We start from the raw sequence: 17,611 nt of genomic DNA on the forward strand, positions 1-17,611 counted from the left end.
TAACTGATAAAAAAAGGATCGTGCATGGCCTGCCGGCCGGTGCACGATCCTTTTTGCATTTCTGCCTGCTGAGGTTGACAGCAGGTGTGTTAACTAAAGACTACTCGATCAAGCCGATTTTGTTCAGCAGCTGGTATAGAGCAGCAGCTGCTGCTTCACGGGTTGCCGGAGCAACCGGATTGAAGCTGGAACCTGTATCGCTGCCGATGATGCCGGCTGCAGACAGGGTCTGCAGGCTATCCTTCGCGTAAGGAGCCACTTTCGCGCTGTCCGTATATGTTGTAAAGGAAGGATTTGTGCTCTTCAGTTCAGTTCCGGTTAATTTGAGCGCTCTGTCCAGAATCACTGCCAGCTCCTGGCGGGTTACATTCTGGGTTGGTGCAAATTTGCCGTTGCCGATACCCAGAATCAGACCTGCCTTGGAAGCAGCGGCTACATCCTGGGCGTACCAGGCAGTGGAGCTGACATCAGTGAAGGTAACACTGGCATCAGTACGAAGCCCGAGTGCGCGGGTCAGGAGCGCAGTGAATTCCGCACGGGTCAGGCTGCTCTTCGGCGAGAAGGTCGTAGCCGATGTACCTTGGATAATCAGCTTGTTAGCCAGAGCCTTTATCGCTTCAGCTGAAGCCGAAGAAGCGATATCTGTAAATGCTGCGGCCGGCTTGCTTACTGCGGCATAAGTCGAGAAGCCCGGACGGCTTACAGTAACAATCGTAGTTCCGTCTGTCTGCGGTTTGAATACAGATGCAACCGGAGTAACAACGCCGTCATCCTCGAAGAGAACACCGGCTGTATTCGGCTGGATAGCGCCTGGAACAGTAAAGGATCTCTTAATAAAGAGGTTAGTCGGTGTGTTCAAGTAGGTGCTGCCAGTAGCGGTAGTCCAGGAAGCCTCAAATGTAACCGGAGTTCCGATTACCGTGGACCCGGCAACGCTCGAAGTCAATTTTCCCGCGGCTTCAGGCGCCTGCTTGATGTCAAGCTTGAAGTTCTGTCCTGCAGGTGCAGATTTCAGCAAGGCTACAGGCAGAGCTACGGCAGAACCATTGACTGTAACTACAACACTGCTGTCGGCATGGATGCCTGCCAGCTGGGTCACCTGGGCTGCTGTCAGGTTCAGTTCAACTGCTGTGTCGGTTGTTGCAGCCAGCGCTATTACGACAGCGGTCTTGGCAGCTGCAGCGTTAGCCAGAGCAGTCTTCAGGTTGTCGTCGGTTACAGTAACAGTAGTCACTTTATCCTTGGACACAGTAACCGGAGTCAGGGTGGCCCGGGTCGTTCCTTCCTCAATCAGTGAGGCTGCGGCAGCAGGGACTGCCGGAGTTACAGGTGTTACTGCACCGCCGCCTCCGCCGTTAGTGCCTGTGTTTGGCGCCGGCTGATTGATGAAGCGGAATGAGGTGTAGGTAGTATAGAATTCATCTTCGTATTGGTCGATCTTGATAGGCAGTTTGGAATTATCTTCAGCATTGATACCCAGCACTTGAAGCTTATAAACCCCGTCTGTCAGATAAGCAACAGCGGGATTGCCGTTTGCATCAAGAATCGGATCTCCCTCACTGTCATATGGATGATAAGTGGCGCTGATTACAGTAGAGTAATCTCCCGGCTTAAAATATTTATCCGGAGAATCTGTAGCGGAAACCTGGAAATAACCCTTGGTTTTATCGTCCAGGCCTACGAGATCTACTTCATAATAATTGATGTCCTCTGCTTTCAGCTTGTAGTTGAGGACAGCTCCTGAATTGTTGTACACAATCGGTGTTGTGATCTCTGCTTCCTGGATACCAGTGCCCCAGTCAGGCTGATCCACGGATTCATCGACGTTAATGGCGAACGGCAAGTGCAGGGTAGGCTGTCCCGGTGCTTCAAGAACAACATTACCTTGCAGCATCTGCGGTTCGGTTTTTGCAGACACATTAACGTTCAGATTGAAGTTGGAGGTACCATAAGCAGAGGCTGTTACTGTTGTCTTATCCAGCGTTGCAGTTACATTCTCAAGATCACCGTAGTTCCAGACTACAGAGGCAGAATAAGTAACCGCGCTGTTGCTTACGTTTTTAAGCTGCAGCTCTTTGGAAGCAACTGCGCCAGGCAGAAGAGTTCCGAAGCTGGTGGACGGATTGTAGTTGATTACGTTTTGTGCCGCAAAATTTTTGTCAAGAATAGTAATTGGCTCAAGCGCCTGTAGCAGCGCCGGTGTCTTAATGGCATTCTCTACGTTTGCCCGGCCAGGGCCTTGTGCGTACAGATCAACCGGATCGCCTTCATAAAGGAGCGGATCAGCAGTGTTGGCCAGTGCGGAACGGATATCAAACGGTGAGTATTCCGGATGTGCCTGCTTGATCAGTAGTGACAAGCCCGCGACGTGCGGAGTTGCCATGCTTGTGCCGCTGCTGCGGTGGTATGCCTGGGTATAATCCCCGCCGTATGCCGGATAGGTGGAGAGTACACCGTCGCCAGGGGCAACAATATCCGGCTTGATGCTGAGGTTTCCATCGACACTCGGGCCAAGGGAAGAGAAGTAAGTTATAGCATCACCGGTTGTATATTCGAGATTGTAATTGGAATCATAGGTGAAGGTTACAGAGTTTGACTTGCTGGCCAGAATCGCTCTTGCCAGCTGGCGCCCGCTCTTGCCCTCGATATCAAGTGTAGGAATATAATCATATCCGCTGCTGAGGTTGGTGCCGATATAACCTTCACGATCCGTGTAGGATTCGTCCAGGTTTGCTATCTTCTTTTTCCCGGTAGGATCACTTGGATCTGCTTTGGCATTACCATTAAAAATAACAACGGCTTTGGCACCGTGTTCTTTGGCAATGGCAATTTTATCATCAAAAGTCAGATCGCCGCGTGACAACAGTACAATGGAACCTGAAATATCTTCCTCAGGGTAATCATCTTCCGAGCCGAGATCGGCATAGACAACCTTTACAGGCTCAGTTCCAAAAAACTCTGCAAAATTCTCTTCGCCTAATTCGAAAGCCATAACATTAAAAGGGAAGTAGGTGTTGTAAGTTACAGATGTGACCGAGTTGGCAATCTCTGCTTTGAATTTACCGGAGTAAGCCTTAATCGGACTTGTTACAGCGCCGACCGAAATAGCCAATTGTGATACTGCAGGAGAGCCAAGGGAGAAATAGCCCGCTTCCCCGTTGTTTCCGTTGGCAATAACCGCTATAACTCCTGAGAGCACGGCGTTATTGATCGCGATGGAGTCAGGGGAATTTACGTCTTTTTCGGAATCAGAGCCGAGCGACAGGTTGATGACATCCATGCCGTCCTTAACGGCATGCTCAATCCCGTCGATAACCTGGGCGGATGAACCGGAAGAGGTGCTCGGGTCATCAAGATTTCGTCCCAGAACCTTATATGCGTAAAGCTCTGCACCTGGTGCTACGCCTTTTTGGGCAACATCACCTTTTGCGGCATATTGTCCGATAATCGTACCCGAGACATGCGTTCCGTGGGAAGTTCCGTTATAGCCTGTCTTGTAAGGATCTTCTTCCTTGGTCAAAGGCACTTCTTCATAGGGATCTTCATCCTGATAGAAGGAATCGTAGCCGCCCTTGTAGACAGGGGCAATGTCCGGATGCAGGTAATCCACACCGGTATCAATAACACCGACCTTGAGCCCTGCGCCTGTAATGCCCTGATCCGCAGCCCAATCCGCATGAATCTGCTCCAGAGGAGCCTTATCATTTCTGTAAGTAGCCTCTGTTACGGTTACATCGGGAAGGGCGTACCAGGTGCTGTTCGGATAGATGGAGGTAACGCCGGAGATTTTGGCGAGCTTCGGAATTTCATTGGCCGGGACGGACACTTCAAAGCCGTTCAGTACTGTGTCATACCGGTAGTTGACGGTCAGATCAATGCCGAGATCATCGGCTTTATCAAGTACCTCGGACTGCTGGCTCTTCACCGCAGCTTCCGTAGCTGTCTTGGAGAGCGCGGAGATTCCTTGCTTGGCAGCGTATTTGCCTACTGCTGCAGGCTGGCCGCTCAATTGCACAATGACGCGGACTTCTTTTGAAGATTTGGTGTCGATCTGTGGTGAAATATACGTCTGATTGGATGGCTGTGTAATCGAGGTTAAAGATTTAGTCGATGATAGCGTCTGCGGGCTGCCGGCGGCAAAAGCCGCTCCAGGAATCATGCCTGCTGTCACTCCAAGTGACAGGGTGATAACAGACAGCTTGCGAGGTAGTTTATTCCACTCCAAATGTAATCCCCTCCAGATGAGTATGTGTACTGATACAGCTGAATTTTTCCTGCTATAGACAGTAGTCCGATTCTCCTTTCTAGTAATCTCTTTTTATTTCCGTCCCGGCTAGTAGGAAAAATATTAAGAAGATTCTACCATTGGTAAAATGTAAAATCCAGTTAAAAGTAATGCTGTTTTTTAGGGGGGATATCACGCATGAAGTAAAACGTAACATAAATACGGTTAATAATAAGAATAAAATGGATAAAAAGTACTATTTTGTAGGAATAAAGATATTAAAAATTTTGCTTAAGTGAGGTAATGTTACACGCTAAATCAAAAAAGTCCTATATTTATGAGTCGAAAGTATTAAAACACTGCTTTTATGTAATGGGAATAATATATGTTTTATTGATATCAAATGGAATTGTTAACTAAATATAGATATTATCCCGACAGAAAGAGTAGGGAAAAATGGACAGACCCGTTCCAGGTAAGTTTTTCCTGTTGTTTAAGATTAAACATAAAAACTGCGTATAAACCATGCAGCATCAATACAAAATAAAATGGTCAGTTTGTGTTTGGCATATCAGGCAGAAAGCAGGGATTATCCTTGTCCGAAAAAAACATACTTGCTTATTTTAAAGCTCCCGAAGAAGCAGAAGGCGTCGCCAGGAAGCTTCAGGCGCTTCGTGTAATCGACATGTCCATAGACACCTTCAGTAAATACCCCGGCAATGCGCAGTACTCGGGAAATAACCCGCTGACTGGAGATATTCCCAGCCTGGCGACCATGACGTTGAACTCCACGATGGACAGTCATTCAGCGGGGATACTGGCGGCAGCAGATTCCAGCGCGAGCGGAATGAGCCACGGAGGAGACGGCGGTCCCACAGGCAGAAATATTTTGCTGACCGTAGTTGTGGACTCCGATTCTTTTGACCAGGCTTTAAAAATCATTGAAGATGCCGGCGGAATGATTTGAAGTTTTGCATTTAAGAACAACACGGAGGCTGATCCCGATATGGATAGAGAAAATTCAAAAATATTCTCCAAAACAGACAAACAAAAAATGCTCTACGAAGCCAAATTAGAGGATGTGGAGTTTTCGGCGGCGGAGGCCGATCAGGATGACCTTGAAGCGCTTGATCGTTCGCGTGAGGCCGATAAACGGCAGCTGCATGAAATTTTGAAGAAGGAATAGCTGAGTTAAGATAAGGAAGGTTATCTTTTGACATGCCCCACGAACTGTGGGGTTTTTTTGTGCTCTGCCGTGTATAATGAGATGGATAAGCAATTGCTTGGAGGGAATCGGAATGAACACTTTTATATTATGGGGCGGCCTGGCGTTACTGGTTGCTCTGCTTACTTTTTTGAACCAGAAGCAGGTCTATTCTTCTAAAGTAAAGCGGGCTTACCGCGAGCTGCGGGAGCTTACGGAGCGGGTGCGTGACGGCCGGTCTGAAGCTGCTGATCTCGAGAGCTGGGAATCCCTGCTTGCGGAAATGGAGAAGCATCCGAATGAATTTAACAAGCTGGATTATGAAATCGGCCTGCGCCGGGGATTTGTGCTGTACCTTGAGCGGCATTATCCGCAGGATGTAAGGCTTCCCGCTCTGCAGGAGGCGGCAGCCCATCAGAAGGATTCAGTGTGGGGGATTAAGTTCGGTGACTACGGGTCCAAGAAGTGAGCGCGCAACGCAGCGGGATAGAATCAAATATTTAAAATTGTTATAATCCATAATAGCTTTTCTGCCGTTAATATAGAATATATACCTTATGAATATTTAAAGCCGCAGAATCTCAATTGAGCCTCACAGGGAGATAGTATTATGGAGAATGGATCAGTTCCAGCAGTCACAGAGGCGCTGGTAGTCAAAGCTATGGAGAAGAATCTTGCCCTGATCCGCTTTGATCTTGACCGCAGAGTGGCCTACGTCAATGAAGTATTTGCCGGTTCAATGAAATATAAATCAGAGGATATGTACGGAATGCATCACCGGGAGTTATGCTTTCCTGAGTTTGTGAACAGTCCGGACTACGAAATCTTCTGGCAGAATCTGTTTTCCGGAACCAGCTTTCAGGATAAGATTGAAAGAATGGATTCAGAGGGGAACACTGTTTGGCTCGAAGCAACCTATATGCCTATTTTTGAAGAAACGGGCCACCATGTAATCGGCGTAAGCAAGATTGCGACCAATATTACACACCGGCAGACCGATGTAAACCATGTGGTGGAGCAGATGCAGAGAATGGCTGACAGCCTGAACCGGCGGGCAGAGCAGGGGATTGAACGGAGCCGGGAAATGCTGCTCAGCATCAATAATATCGCCAGGGTATCGGACGAGAACACTCTTATCATAAAGAGTCTGCAAAACAAGGCTGTGGATATTCAAGGGGTAGTACAAACTATCCGTGATATTGCTTCGCAGACACATTTGCTGGCGCTTAATGCTGCAATTGAAGCGGCGCATGCCGGGGAGTTCGGGCGGGGGTTCGATGTCGTAGCCAAGGAGGTCCGGAAGCTCTCGGGTATGGTGCAGGAATCCATTGGCGAGGTACGGAACAGTGTCAAGGCGATTACTGAGGAAATCGGCAGCATGTCGACTGGCCTGGAGCATGTTCAGGCGAGCGTCAAAGAGAGCCAGAAGCAGATTGAGGTAGCCCTTGAGGAGTTTACAGGCATTGCGGTCTCGGCCAGTGAGCTGGATATTCAGGCGAGGGCGGTTATGAATATTATCTGATTTTATCCAACATGGCAGTATGGTGCTCCTGAAGCAGGGAGGCCATACTGTTTTTTATCGGATATTTCTGTTTTGCGGGGGGTGCGGCCGTTTTTACTTATTGCTAAATAGCAGGAAAGTTATTAGATTTCAGCTGAATCAGCCGATATAATATTAAATTATATAAAATTTAGAATTTTGCCAGTTATGTGTGGAATGGTTTAAAGGGGGATGAGGTCATGGAGCACATGCATATGCATGGCAGTCATGACAAGCTGCTCGTATTTTTTTCGTATTTGATAGCTGTTGCAGCTTCATATACGGTATTGGAGCTGGCGGGCATACTGGGGATATCTAAGGGCAGGCGGCGGGTGATGTGGCTTGTATTCGGGGCCGTCATCATGGGGATGGGCGTATGGTCTATGCATTTTGTCGGCATGCTGGCCTTGAAACTGCCTGTACCAGTCGCTTATAACCTGATGGTTGTACTGCTGTCTATGACAGTTGCGGTCATTGCTTCGCTGGTTGCCTTGATTGTCATCAGCCACTTCAGGCGCGGAACCGTTCCGCTTCTGGTGAGCGGGCTGCTGCTTGCCCTGGGTATTTTCGGTATGCATTACATAGGCATGTCCGCGATGCAGATTGGAATTTCGTATAGATTAGACTATGTAGTACTGTCATTTGTTGTTGCCCTGGCGGCATCCGTTGTTGCGCTGGGACTGTCTTCCCAGCTGCTCATAAACCGCACGGCAGTGGGTCCGGGAAAGAAGCTGATTAGCGGACTTGTCATGGGCGTCGCTATTGTAGGAATGCATTATACCGGAATGCTTGCGGCAAGCTTTGAGCCCGAGAGCCGTTCCTGGTTGAATACCGGGGTAGTACTGGATCAGAAATGGCTGGCCTATGTCATTGCCGGGGGGACGCTGTTCACGCTGGGCCTGTCTGTTACCGGAGTTTATATTTCGAGCCGTTTTTCCAGAAAGGATACAGAGCTTCTAATCAGTGAAAAATGGTACAGATCGCTCTATGAAAATAATCAGGATGCCATCATTTCGATTGATCTTAATTTACGTATAATTGGCTCCAATCCTGCAGCCACGACTATTAGCGGCATCAGCAGCAAGGAGTTCAAAGAGCAGTCACTGGACTCCATCCTGGGTATTATTGCAGCGGAGGACCAGGAACTGATCCGTGAGATGTTTATCCGGTCTCTTGCCGGAGAGCAGGTCAGCTATGAAACGGCGATCATGCACAGAAACGGACAAAAGCTGGATATCAGCATTAATATCGCCCCGGTTATGGTCGATGGCCTGGTGGCCGGCATTTATGTCATTGCCCGGGATATTACGGAGGAGAAGCAGGCCAAGGAGCAGACCCGCTATCTGGCCTTTCACGATGAGCTGACAGGTCTTCCGAACCGCCGGATGTTCAGTCAGTTGCTCTCCCAGACCATTGAAGCACATCATGAAACCCGGGAGCCTTTTGCCGTACTCGTTATGAATTTTGACAGGTTCAAGCTTATTAATGATACACTGGGACATTTGCATGGTGATCTCTTTCTGCAGGAGATGAGCAACAGGATTATAGACAGCGTTGTTAATGGGCAGATGGCGCTGGCACGGCTGGAGGGCGATGAATTTGCACTGCTCTGCCGGTTCTCGAGGGAAAAAATGAATGTCACGGATATTGTGGAACAAATGATTGCAGCGATCAAGCAGCCGGTCCACCTCAAGGAGCGGGATCTCTACGTTACAGTCAGTATCGGTATTTCCTTTTATCCGGGCCACGGCCAGAATCCGGAAGAGCTGCTCAAAAATGCCGGAACGGCCATGTATGAAGTGAAGAAAAACGGCAGGAATGATTACCAGTTTTTCTCGGACGACCTAAACGGCCTGATTATGGAGCAGCTGGAGCTGGAATCGGATCTGCGCAAAGGGCTTGCGCGCGGTGAGTTCACGGTGCATTATCAGCCGCAGATCCGGGCAGCAGACAATGAGCGGATTATCGGGGTAGAGGCGCTGGTGCGCTGGAATCATCCGGTAAAAGGCCTGCTCGGTCCAGGTCTGTTCATTCCCGCTGCGGAAGTGACAGGACGGATCGTTGAGCTTGGCAATTTTGTGCTGCGCGAAGCCTGCCGGCAGATGCGGCAGTGGCATGATGCGGGCGGTCCGCGCATTCCGGTTGCCGTCAATTTATCCTCACAGCAGTTTCTTCAGTATAATCTGCTGGAGGATATCCGGGATATTCTCCGGGAAACGGGTCTGGCGCCCGAGTACCTCGAGCTGGAGATTACCGAGAGCATGATGATGGATGCTTCCAGAGCCAGCGCTATTCTAAATGATCTGGTAAAAAGCGGGATCCGGATCAGCCTGGATGACTTCGGGACCGGCTACAGCTCGCTGGGGTATCTGAAGCTGTATCCTATACACAAGGTGAAGATCGACCGTTCGTTCATCAGCGGCATTACGGGCAGCAGCCATGACCGGGCCATTGTGGCAACCATCCTGACCATGGCAGAACATCTCGGCATGCAGGTGATTGCCGAAGGCATCGAAATGAAGGAGCAGCTGGACATCCTGGTGGAAAGCGGCTGCCGGGATATTCAAGGGTATTATTATAGCAAGCCGCTGGCTGCTGAGGAGCTGGAACGGGAATATTTGCGCCCGGCAGAGCCTGTTAGCAAAATAATCTGAAAAAGCGCGGTCCGCAGTGGCCGCGTTTTTTTATTGTGAGAAATGAACCTTTTTCGGGCCACGATTGTTAAATAGACAGATCACTTAAGAAAGGAGGGCCAGTATTGCAGAGTAACCGCGAATTATTTGAAGCCTACAACAAAGCTGTTTACCGGACATGTTACTACATGGTGCATGATGCAGCAGATGCCGAGGATCTGTGCCAGGAAGTGTTTATCACCGTGTTTCGCAGCCAGTGGCAGGATGTCGAGTATATTCGGGCATGGATAATGAAAATCACGGTCAATGCCTGCCTCAATCATCTGAAACGCTCGCGCAGCCTGCAGCAGAAGGTTGCAGAAAATCTGCATCTATGGAACGGGAACAGCGAAACGCCGGTAGAGCGGCTCATTGAGCAAAAGGAGACGGCACTGGAATGGGCAGTTTATATGTCCAAGCTTCCAGCAAAAATCCGGGCGGTGCTGACACTAAGATACATGCATGATTTCAGTTTGGCTGAAATCTCGGAAGCACTGTCCATACCGCTCGGTACAGCGAAATCAAGACAGCACAAGGGTCTGAAAATGATGAGGCGAATTCTGCTGGAAGCAGGAATACAAGATAAAGAATGGAAGGGTGAGCATTATGAAGAAGCTGGAAAATATGCTGGAGCGTCAATTAAATAATGAACACACCGTTAACTATCCGGATTTTGATACTATGTGGGGCCGGGTAGAGCAGTCTGCGCATGCTACATCATTAAGCATTAGCACTAAGGAAGCCGCTAGTTCGCGCAGGTCGAGAAACTGGCGCAGAATTACGGTTGCTGCCTCCCTTAGTGCACTGCTTGCTGCCGCCCCGGTATATGCGGCAATTCAATATGATTGGGGTAATCTGCTCAGCAGCAGAAGCGGCGTTAAGGCCGCCTTGGCTCAAATCTCGGTCAGCAGCTGGGACAATCTGTGACTAAGGATGGGGTAACGCTGACGCTCCATACCGCTATTGTGGATGAAAACCGGACGGTGATTTTGTACAGTCTGGATGTTGGAGACCGCCCGGATAGCGAATCCTGGAATGTGGATGGCCTGACGTTGAAGGATACAGCCGGGAACAAAAGTGAAGGAAATCATAATTCTCAGCAGTGGGATGCGCAGAATCAGCGCTACAATGGTTACTTTGAAACAGATTGGACACCGCAGCAGGATACAGCAAAGATCACTTTAACTGCAGATGCTGTAAGGTCCTTCAGCACGCTGGAGCAGGAGCTGCCACTTGACAGCGGATCGTCGGCCGTGCAGAGCTTCCCCATTAAAAAGGACGGGATAAATACTATAGAAGTGCAGCCGTTTTCACAAAATCAGGATAAGCTGTTGCTCGCTTCGGCAGTTACGTTCGACGAGCAGGAAACTAATGAGTGGGCCAACCCGCGGATTGTGGCTTATGCGGACGGTAAACAAGTTGAGGAACTATCCGGGGGAACCTTTGGTAAACCGGGAGATAACGGGGAATATACCATGCAGCAATATTTAGAGGCGAAGCAAATTTCCCCAGGACAACCAACCTTTAAGCTGCAGTATACCAAACTTGAACGAAATCTTGCGGGGCCTTGGACCTTTGATCTGGAATTGAGTAAAAAACAGATGGAGAGCGGAACGATTAAGACGGCCCTGAATGTACCTCTGGAAACGGGTGACACCTTAAACAGCATTGAGAAAATGGTTGTTACACCGACGCAAATCAGATTGTCTGTGAGAACGAAGGCTGATTTCTACCAATTGCCTTACAAGAAATACTATCTGGAGGTGAATGGGAAAACGCTTGAAGGCTTGTTCTGGGGATCTTCAAAGGAAGATCCAAGCCTGATTACACTGAGCTTCGAGCGTCCTTCAGATCTCGTGGTGGATGAGCAGACTCCTATTACTTTTGTGGGCAAATATAAGGTAACGCTTCATAGCGACGACAGAAAACCGGTACTTTTGACGAATATCTCCCAGCACAAGCAGACAGTGACTAAGCAAATCGGAGGCTATCCTGTAGTGTGGACTTATTATATGCAGGATAACGATTTGTTTGTGGAAACTGAGAGTGTAGATCCTCATTTCGGAGGCATCAATCAGACTCATATCGGGCTGGGTAAAGACCGTATAATCGGCAAGCAGGTTACAGCCAATTTTGACGGAGACGGAAATAACAAAGCTATCGATGTCTACAAGAATTTCAAGGGCGATGAAGCTTCAATTTACTCGTTTTATTATTCGACGGATGAGCCGGATAAAGAGACAAGAGTGCAGCTTCGGCCTTAAGGGTATAACGGGTTCGTCATACAGCAAATGAATAAGAGAGAGAGCAAAGAGGCTATTCTGGACGCTGAACAGGTCCATATTAGCCTCTTTTGTCTGTCCTGAAGGAATGGATGGGGCGAAGAAATCTCTGGTTTTTGGGAGGGGAGATCCTATATCCTTATGATAAACTTCATGTGAATCGCAAAAGCGGAGGAGAAAACAAACATGGAAATAACACGCTGTGCCTGGGTCAACGAAGATCCTCTGTACATTGATTATCATGATAAAGAATGGGGCAAGCCCCTGTATGATGACCTGAAGCTGTTTGAGCTGCTGATGCTGGAGGGCATGCAGGCCGGACTCAGCTGGTACACAGTACTGAAGAAGCGGGAGCATTACCGTAAGGTATTCGACGGATTTGATCCGCACATCATTGCCCATTATGACGATGACAAAATAGAAGCACTGATGCAGGACACGGGAATCATCCGCAACCGCCTCAAAATTAATGCCATTGTGAAGAACGCGAAGGTTTATCTGGACATTTGCCGGGAGGAGGGCAGCTTTTCGGATTATGTGTGGAGCTTTGCCGGCGGCGGGCCAGTCATTAACGGGTGGAAGACGCGGGCTGAGGTGCCGGCAACAACGGTACAGTCCGATTCTATGAGCAAGGCGCTGAAAAAGAAGGGCATGACATTCGTCGGCTCGACGATCTGTTACGCTTTTATGCAGGCTTCCGGTATGGTGAATGATCATACGATGAACTGTTTTTGCCGGGAATAATGAACCGCGATCTGTACAGCAGGCGTAGTTTTGGCGCTACCTGTGGTAGAAATGGTATACTGATAAATGTTGAATAACTGGATTAGTGAGTTTTGAACGAAGCTAAATCATGGAAGTACTGCTTACAAAACTTTTAGGAGGACCCACACACATGTTATGGCATGAATTGACGGTACATACAACAGAAGAGGCGCAGGAGATGATATCCAATCTGCTGTATGAAGCCGGAGCAGGCGGTGTTTCGATCGAAGAATCGGGAACGCTTAATAAAGTTAGAGACACCCGGTACGGTGAACTATACGATGAACCGCTGAACGATATCCCTCCCGGTGAGGCTGTAATTAAAGGCTACTATGCCGAAAATGTATCGATGGACGATGTCATCAACGAGGTAGCCCCGCGGGTTGAGGAGCTTCGTGAATTCGGGATTGATCCCGGCAAAGCGCTGATCTCCTGGAAAACAGTAGACGATGAAGAATGGGCCCATGCCTGGAAAGCTTACTTCAAGCCGCTGCGCGTGTCTGACCGTCTGACGATCAAGCCGACCTGGGAAGAATATACACCAGCCAGCCCGGAAGAGAAGATTATCGAAATCGATCCCGGCATGGCCTTCGGAACAGGAACGCATCCGACTACGGCGCTGTGTCTGCGTGCGCTGGAGAAGCATATCAGCGGCGGCGAAGAAGTCATTGACGTAGGAACCGGCTCCGGCATTCTGGCGGTAGGTGCGGTACTGCTTGGTGCAAAGTCTGTGCTTGCGCTTGACCTTGATCCGGTCGCTGTGGAGAGTGCGCGGGAGAATGTGGAGCTGAACAGACTGCAGGCCTCGGTAACGGTAAAAGAGAGCGATCTGCTCTCGCTGCTCGGAGGCGAAGGTGCGGCAGATACTGCGGCGGGGGACATGTGGCCGAGTGCCAGACCCGGCTATACCGGGGCAGCAGAAGAAGAGGACCCGTCTGCGGAGGCAGGCCTTGGCGTTACACTGCCAGTGAAGCTTATTGTCGCCAATATTCTGGCGGAGATTCTTGTGCTGTTCACGGATGATGTGTTCCGTGCGCTGCAGCCGGGCGGAATCTATATTACTTCCGGTATTTATAAGGATAAGGAAGGCCTGGTGTCGCAGGCGCTGGAGGCTTCCGGTTTTGAGATTATAGAGATTACCCGTGAAGAAGACTGGGTGGCCATTACAGCCGGAAAGAGGTAGAGATGGATTCTTTAAATGATATATTGGTATATCCGCTGCAGCAGCTTCCGTTTTTCCTGATTACGATTGTCATTGCCTTTACTGTGCATGAGTTCGCGCATGCTTACTTTGCCAACAAATTCGGCGATCCGACGGCCAGGCTGCTTGGCCGCATGACGCTGAACCCGGCCGTCCATTTCGACCTGTTCGGGATTATCCTGCTGCTCATTGCCGGCTTCGGCTGGGCGCGTCCGGTTCCGGTGAACCGTGATAACTTCAGCCGTCCGCGGCTGATGGGAATCGTCGTGTCGGCTGCCGGACCGCTGAGTAATTTTCTGCTGGGGATTATCGGGGCGCTGATCTACACGGTGCTCATGGGTACAGGAACGATCGACTCCATCACCAATGAGCAGCTGCAGCTGGCGATTGTCTGGTTTTTCGGGATCTTTATTAAAACCAACTTTTTCCTCTTTCTGTTCAATCTTATTCCGCTGCCGCCGCTTGATGGTTACCGGATTCTGGAGGATGTCGCACCGCGTCCGGTCCGTGCCAGAATGCAGCAGATTGAGCAGTGGGCCGTCTTTATCTTTTTGCTTGTAATCTTTATCCCTGTTCTTAGCGCCAATACGATTGTTCCGCTGTATAATTGGGCAATTCAAATCGGCAATCATTTTATCCGGTTATTCCTGAACCTTTTCGGATTCTCCGGGTTCTATTAAGGGCTGGTCATTGCCCTGCAAACGTTGTATGATGGAATATGTTTTTTCTAAATGATTAACATAGCATATGAATTTTCAATAGAATGAGGCTAAACTATGCAGCGTTATTTTGTAAGCCCGGAGCAGTTTGGTGCAGAGCAGGTAGCTATTAGCGGTGAAGATGCACGTCATATTGCCAAGGTGATGCGCGGGAAGGCCGGGGATAAGCTGATTGTCAGCGACGGGGTGTCCCGCGAGGCTCTGACGGAGATTGCTTCGATTGAAATCGGCGAGGTTGTCGTGAATATTGTGGAGCTGCTTGAGATGACGCATGAGCCGCGCATCCAGGTTACGGTAGCCCAGAGCCTGCCCAAGGGCGATAAGCTGGAGACGGTGATCCAGAAATGCACCGAGATCGGTGCCGTGGCTTTTGTTCCGTTTCTCTCGGAGCGTACTATTGTGCAGTACGATGAGCGCAAGGAGAGCAAACGGCTGGAGCGCTGGCGCAAGATCTGTAAGGAAGCCGCTGAACAGGCGCACCGTAATATTGTTCCTGACGTTCATTCTCCGCTCAGCTGGAAGCAGCTCCTCAAGAGCTTCAGCGGATATGACGCGGTCTACTTCTGCTACGAAAAAGAAGAAGGCTTGCAGCTGCGCAGCGCCGCCGCACCATGGATTGCCGGGTTGCCTGCCGGATCCCGGGGCAAGGTGATGGTTGTTGTCGGTCCCGAAGGCGGGTTCAGTCCGGAGGAGTGCGAGGCGGCGGAAGCTGCCGGGGCGTTATCCGTAGGGCTTGGACGGCGAATTCTGCGCTGCGAGACAGCCGGTATGGTTGCTGCAGCCTGCATTTTATATGAATCCGGAGAAATGGGGGGAGCTTGAGAAATGCCATCCGTAGCATTTTATACTTTAGGTTGTAAAGTGAATTTCTATGACACTGAAGCCATCTGGCAGCTTTTCAAAAATGAAGGTTACGAGCAGGTGGATTTCGAGGGAACCGCCGATGTATACCTGATTAACACCTGTACGGTGACGAACACTGGCGACAAAAAGAGCCGGCAGATGATCCGCCGCGCTGTACGCCGCAACCCGGAAGCGATTGTCGCTGTAACGGGCTGCTATGCGCAGACCTCTCCAGGCGAGATTCTGGATATTCCGGGCGTCGATCTGGTCATCGGCAACCAGGACCGTGAGCACATTATGACTCATGTGAAGAACATTCAGGAGTCGCGCCAGCCGGTTAACGCGGTGCGCAACATTATGAAGACGCGTGAGTTCGAGGAGCTTGATGTGCCGGGCTTCGCCGACCGGACGCGGGCGTTCATGAAGATTCAGGACGGCTGCAACAACTTCTGCACCTTCTGCATTATTCCATGGTCACGCGGACTGTCGCGCAGCCGGGATCCGAAATCGATTGTAGCCCAGGCGCATCAGCTGGTTGAGGCCGGGTACAAGGAGTTCGTGCTGACCGGTATTCATACCGGCGGCTACGGCGATGATCTGGACAACTACCGTCTTGCCGACCTGCTCTGGGAGCTGGACAAGGTTGACGGGCTTGAACGCGTACGTATCAGCTCGATTGAAGCGAGCCAGATTGATGAGAAGCTGCTGGATGTGCTGAACCGCAGCTCCAAAATGTGCCGCCATCTGCACATTCCGCTGCAGGCCGGCCATAACGAGGTGCTCAAGACGATGCGCCGCAAATACACTACGGAAGAATATTATGCCAAAATGCAGCTGATCCGCCAGGCTATGCCGGATGTAGGCATCACTACAGACGTCATAGTCGGCTTCCCGGGCGAGACGGACGACATGTTCCGCGCCGGATACGACTTCATGAAGGCTGTGAATTACTCCGAGATGCATGTGTTCCCTTATTCCAAGCGGACCGGTACACCGGCGGCGCGGATGCTTAACCAGGTCGATGAAGAGATCAAGAACGCGCGCGTACAGCAGCTGATCGATCTCTCCGAGGAGATGCAGCTGGCCTATGCCCGCAAGTTCGTCGGCAAGACCGTCTCGGTCATCGCCGAGCGCTCAGCCAAGGACGCGCCGGGCCGCAGCATCCAGCACGGCTTCAGCGACAACTACCTGCAGGTGTTCTTCGGCGGCGACGATTCACTGCAGGGCGAGCTCTGCCAGGTGAAAATTACCGAAGCAGGCATTAACGAATGCAAAGGCGAGCTGGTTGGCGTCAGCCGCACCGGACTACGCCAGACTGAGCTGGCATAACCAGTCCAGGGCATTGCGCTGTCTGCGGTACTGCGCATGGACGCACCGCTGATAGCAGGGCATGTTCTGTTGCATAGTGTACAGCAGATTCTTGAAATCTAGCGTAAACAAGCAAGGATTTCATTTCCCCTCCGGAGATGAAATCCTTGTTGCTGTTTGGGGCGGCTATGACACGGCACGAAGCTTAGTACGTGAGTGTGCGGGAAGCTTGTACAGAGCACCCGCGCTTGAAGCCCTGAAAAAGGGGTAAGGAGTGAGCAAGGGGGAAACCTCTATATGGCTGCGGCTAACGGGATAAATACACGTTTAGGGAGTAACCCAGGACAGGCGGCCACAAAACACAAACCTATTAAGGAGCTGTCAACATGGCGCATAAGCAAATATCAGCGGGCGGCGTGGTGTACCGGCGGGGCAGTGCGGGTCTCCAGATCCAGCTAATCGTGGACCGTTACGGCAAGGTGGCGCTGCCCAAGGGCAAGATGGAGCACGGGGAGACGGTAGAGGAGACAGCACTGCGGGAAATTCGTGAGGAGACTGGTGCTGTCGGCATTATCAAGGCCCCGATTGATGTCATTAAATACACGTATGAGCATCACATATACGGAACCGTAGATAAAGAGGTTCATTACTTCCTGGTGGAGGCGGTTGGCGGGATCACCGAGGCACAGGCAGAGGAGATTAACGCTGTGGAATGGCATGAAGCAGAAGCCGCCTGGGAGCGGGGGAAGAGCAGGATGTATGCCAACAATGTGCCTATTTTGCAGAAAGCAATGGCGATGCTCTCCCGGTCTTTTACCGAATAAGCAATCTAGTTAAAAAGTCCTGAATTCG

The 17,611-nt window shown here is 50.3% G+C and carries 15 protein-coding genes; 14 read left to right on the forward strand and 1 reads right to left on the reverse strand.

The genetic code is table 11. The features are described 5' to 3' along the window. Nucleotides 1-100: 100 nt before the first annotated feature. Nucleotides 101-4,225, reverse strand: a complete 4,125-nt coding sequence (locus AWJ19_RS37310; RefSeq protein ID WP_068724836.1) for a S8 family serine peptidase — start codon at nucleotides 4,223-4,225, stop codon at nucleotides 101-103. A gap of 595 nt (nucleotides 4,226-4,820) precedes the next feature. Here AWJ19_RS37310 and AWJ19_RS14755 point away from each other — a divergent pair. The 14 genes from AWJ19_RS14755 (at nucleotide 4,821) to AWJ19_RS14815 (ending at nucleotide 17,583) form a co-directional block, all read left to right on the forward strand. Further along, the gene (locus AWJ19_RS14755) at nucleotides 4,821-5,192 is read left to right on the forward strand and encodes a hypothetical protein (protein ID WP_068724837.1); all 372 of its coding nucleotides are present in this window, start codon (nucleotides 4,821-4,823) and stop codon (nucleotides 5,190-5,192) included. 39 nt (nucleotides 5,193-5,231) lie between these two features. After that, nucleotides 5,232-5,411 carry a YfhD family protein gene (locus AWJ19_RS14760; protein WP_054941820.1) on the forward strand — a complete coding sequence of 60 codons (180 nt, stop codon included), beginning with the start codon at nucleotides 5,232-5,234 and terminating at the stop codon, nucleotides 5,409-5,411. 112 nt (nucleotides 5,412-5,523) lie between these two features. Next, nucleotides 5,524-5,898 carry a hypothetical protein gene (locus tag AWJ19_RS14765; RefSeq protein WP_068724838.1) on the forward strand — a complete coding sequence of 125 codons (375 nt, stop codon included), beginning with the start codon at nucleotides 5,524-5,526 and terminating at the stop codon, nucleotides 5,896-5,898. 141 nt (nucleotides 5,899-6,039) lie between these two features. Next, on the forward strand, nucleotides 6,040-6,951 hold the full coding sequence (locus tag AWJ19_RS14770) for a methyl-accepting chemotaxis protein (protein WP_068724840.1): 912 nt from the start codon (nucleotides 6,040-6,042) through the stop codon (nucleotides 6,949-6,951). A 218-nt stretch (nucleotides 6,952-7,169) separates the two neighbouring features. Continuing rightward, nucleotides 7,170-9,623: an EAL domain-containing protein gene (locus AWJ19_RS14775; RefSeq protein WP_068724841.1), complete on the forward strand. Its 2,454-nt coding sequence runs from the start codon at nucleotides 7,170-7,172 to the stop codon at nucleotides 9,621-9,623. A 104-nt stretch (nucleotides 9,624-9,727) separates the two neighbouring features. Beyond that, nucleotides 9,728-10,288: an RNA polymerase sigma factor gene (locus tag AWJ19_RS14780; protein WP_068724843.1), complete on the forward strand. Its 561-nt coding sequence runs from the start codon at nucleotides 9,728-9,730 to the stop codon at nucleotides 10,286-10,288. Further along, nucleotides 10,248-10,568 carry a hypothetical protein gene (locus AWJ19_RS36650; protein ID WP_241781757.1) on the forward strand — a complete coding sequence of 107 codons (321 nt, stop codon included), beginning with the start codon at nucleotides 10,248-10,250 and terminating at the stop codon, nucleotides 10,566-10,568. Before AWJ19_RS14780 ends, AWJ19_RS36650 begins: the two co-directional genes overlap by 41 nt. Next, nucleotides 10,565-11,905 carry a DUF4179 domain-containing protein gene (locus tag AWJ19_RS14785; protein ID WP_241781758.1) on the forward strand — a complete coding sequence of 447 codons (1,341 nt, stop codon included), beginning with the start codon at nucleotides 10,565-10,567 and terminating at the stop codon, nucleotides 11,903-11,905. Before AWJ19_RS36650 ends, AWJ19_RS14785 begins: the two co-directional genes overlap by 4 nt. A gap of 204 nt (nucleotides 11,906-12,109) precedes the next feature. After that, nucleotides 12,110-12,667: a DNA-3-methyladenine glycosylase I gene (locus tag AWJ19_RS14790; RefSeq protein ID WP_068724845.1), complete on the forward strand. Its 558-nt coding sequence runs from the start codon at nucleotides 12,110-12,112 to the stop codon at nucleotides 12,665-12,667. A gap of 151 nt (nucleotides 12,668-12,818) precedes the next feature. Beyond that, the gene (gene prmA, locus AWJ19_RS14795) at nucleotides 12,819-13,871 is read left to right on the forward strand and encodes a 50S ribosomal protein L11 methyltransferase (protein ID WP_068724847.1); all 1,053 of its coding nucleotides are present in this window, start codon (nucleotides 12,819-12,821) and stop codon (nucleotides 13,869-13,871) included. A 2-nt stretch (nucleotides 13,872-13,873) separates the two neighbouring features. Continuing rightward, the gene (locus AWJ19_RS14800; RefSeq protein ID WP_068724849.1) at nucleotides 13,874-14,569 is read left to right on the forward strand and encodes a site-2 protease family protein; all 696 of its coding nucleotides are present in this window, start codon (nucleotides 13,874-13,876) and stop codon (nucleotides 14,567-14,569) included. A gap of 96 nt (nucleotides 14,570-14,665) precedes the next feature. Then, the gene (locus AWJ19_RS14805) at nucleotides 14,666-15,430 is read left to right on the forward strand and encodes an RsmE family RNA methyltransferase (protein WP_068724851.1); all 765 of its coding nucleotides are present in this window, start codon (nucleotides 14,666-14,668) and stop codon (nucleotides 15,428-15,430) included. 3 nt (nucleotides 15,431-15,433) lie between these two features. Next, the gene (gene mtaB / locus AWJ19_RS14810; RefSeq protein ID WP_068724853.1) at nucleotides 15,434-16,780 is read left to right on the forward strand and encodes a tRNA (N(6)-L-threonylcarbamoyladenosine(37)-C(2))-methylthiotransferase MtaB; all 1,347 of its coding nucleotides are present in this window, start codon (nucleotides 15,434-15,436) and stop codon (nucleotides 16,778-16,780) included. 365 nt (nucleotides 16,781-17,145) lie between these two features. Further along, a complete protein-coding gene (locus AWJ19_RS14815) occupies nucleotides 17,146-17,583 on the forward strand; it encodes an NUDIX domain-containing protein (protein WP_068724856.1) in 438 nt (145 codons plus the stop codon). The last annotated feature ends 28 nt before the right edge of the window (nucleotides 17,584-17,611 follow it).

Origin of the sequence: Paenibacillus sp. DMB5, from assembly GCF_001517085.1 — a bacterium.
In the GTDB taxonomy this organism is placed as follows: Bacteria; Bacillota; Bacilli; order Paenibacillales; family Paenibacillaceae; genus Paenibacillus_AQ.

Excerpts from the sequence above, each read along its gene's own strand:
- AWJ19_RS14805 (WP_068724851.1), top strand. The coding sequence starts at position 14,666 with ATGCAGCGTTATTTTGTAAGCCCGGAGCAGTTTGGTGCAGAGCAGGTA.
- AWJ19_RS36650 (WP_241781757.1), top strand. The coding sequence starts at position 10,248 with ATGAAGAAGCTGGAAAATATGCTGGAGCGTCAATTAAATAATGAACAC.
- AWJ19_RS14790 (WP_068724845.1), top strand. The coding sequence starts at position 12,110 with ATGGAAATAACACGCTGTGCCTGGGTCAACGAAGATCCTCTGTACATT.
- prmA (WP_068724847.1), top strand. The coding sequence starts at position 12,819 with ATGTTATGGCATGAATTGACGGTACATACAACAGAAGAGGCGCAGGAG.
- AWJ19_RS14770 (WP_068724840.1), top strand. The coding sequence starts at position 6,040 with ATGGAGAATGGATCAGTTCCAGCAGTCACAGAGGCGCTGGTAGTCAAA.
- mtaB (WP_068724853.1), top strand. The coding sequence starts at position 15,434 with ATGCCATCCGTAGCATTTTATACTTTAGGTTGTAAAGTGAATTTCTAT.
- AWJ19_RS14765 (WP_068724838.1), top strand. The coding sequence starts at position 5,524 with ATGAACACTTTTATATTATGGGGCGGCCTGGCGTTACTGGTTGCTCTG.
- AWJ19_RS14775 (WP_068724841.1), top strand. The coding sequence starts at position 7,170 with ATGGAGCACATGCATATGCATGGCAGTCATGACAAGCTGCTCGTATTT.
- AWJ19_RS14815 (WP_068724856.1), top strand. The coding sequence starts at position 17,146 with ATGGCGCATAAGCAAATATCAGCGGGCGGCGTGGTGTACCGGCGGGGC.
- AWJ19_RS14760 (WP_054941820.1), top strand. The coding sequence starts at position 5,232 with ATGGATAGAGAAAATTCAAAAATATTCTCCAAAACAGACAAACAAAAA.
- AWJ19_RS14800 (WP_068724849.1), top strand. The coding sequence starts at position 13,874 with ATGGATTCTTTAAATGATATATTGGTATATCCGCTGCAGCAGCTTCCG.